Source organism: Algoriphagus antarcticus (assembly GCF_002150685.1).
GTDB lineage: Bacteria > Bacteroidota > Bacteroidia > Cytophagales > Cyclobacteriaceae > Algoriphagus > Algoriphagus antarcticus.
The window spans coordinates 1-1,074 of the sequence record NZ_MSSW01000026.1 but is presented as its reverse complement, the minus strand read 5'-3'; the positions used below and the strand labels follow the sequence as shown (position 1 = coordinate 1,074).

Genomic DNA, 1,074 nt, shown 5'->3' with positions numbered 1-1,074 from the left:
ATTTGATTGGACAGTAAGTTAAGCCCCTTAACTTAGAGATAATGAATAAAAGAGAAAGGAGATCATTTGACAAAGCCTTCAAGCTTATGGTTGTTGAACTACACAAAAGCGGAAAATCTTCTCGGGAAATTAGCCGTGATTTAGACATTCCTTCGGAGATGGTTCGACGCTGGAGCAGAGAATTTTCTTCTTCGGAAGATTCGAGTTTTGCTGGCAACGGAAAGCGTATTTTAAGTGCTGAACAACAAGAGATTAGTGATTTAAAGAAAGCGTTGAAGGACGCCCAGATTGAACGAGATATCCTAAAAAAAGCCGTAGGCATCTTCTCCAAGAGCGACAACAAATATTCAGGTTCATGAAAGACCATCATAGCCAATTTGCTGTTGAGAAGATGTGTCAGGTTTTCGAAGTATCCAGAAGTACTTATTATGACTGGTTAACCCGTAAACCCTCCAAATTAGCCTGTGAAAACGAAGTGCTAAAAGCAGAGATTAACGAGTTACATCAATTGAGTAACGGAAGACTGGGCAGCCCCAAGCTCACCATGGAACTGAGAGATCGTGGTTTTCAAGTATCAAGGCCTCGGGTGGCTAAACTGATGAAACAACTTGGAATCCAAAGTATTATCTGCAAGAAGTTCAGGGTAATGACTACAGATTCCAACCACGCTCACACCCCATCTGAGAATCTGCTGAATAGAGATTTCAAAGCATCAGAACCTGGTAAAAAGTGGGTATCAGACCTTACCTATGTGAGAACACTTCAAGGTTGGCTATACCTAACCATTATCATGGATCTGTTTGATAGAAAAATCATCGGATGGGCTATGAGTGAGACTATGGAGGCTTCTTGTACGGTAAATGCGGCTTTCAAAATGGCGGTGGGAAACCGCCCGATAAACCCATTTGAGCTGATTTTTCACTCTGATAGGGGAATTCAATACGCATGCAATGAATTTAGAAGCCAGCTGAAAACTTATAAAGTAAACCAAAGTATGAGCAGAAAAGGAAACTGCTGGGATAATGCAGTTGCGGAAAGCTTCTTCAAAATCATCAAGTCGGAAATGATTTATCA

At 41.1% G+C, this 1,074-nt stretch carries 2 protein-coding genes; both read left to right on the top strand.

The annotated features are described in order from the left end of the window. The first annotated feature begins 41 nt into the window (after positions 1-41). On the top strand, positions 42-359 hold the full coding sequence (locus tag BVH04_RS10155; RefSeq protein WP_086541361.1) for a transposase: 318 nt from the start codon (positions 42-44) through the stop codon (positions 357-359). Next, positions 356-1,074: IS3 family transposase (locus BVH04_RS10150; RefSeq protein ID WP_086541360.1), on the top strand; the 719-nt coding region annotated here is incomplete at its 3' end. The genes BVH04_RS10155 and BVH04_RS10150, both read left to right, overlap by 4 nt.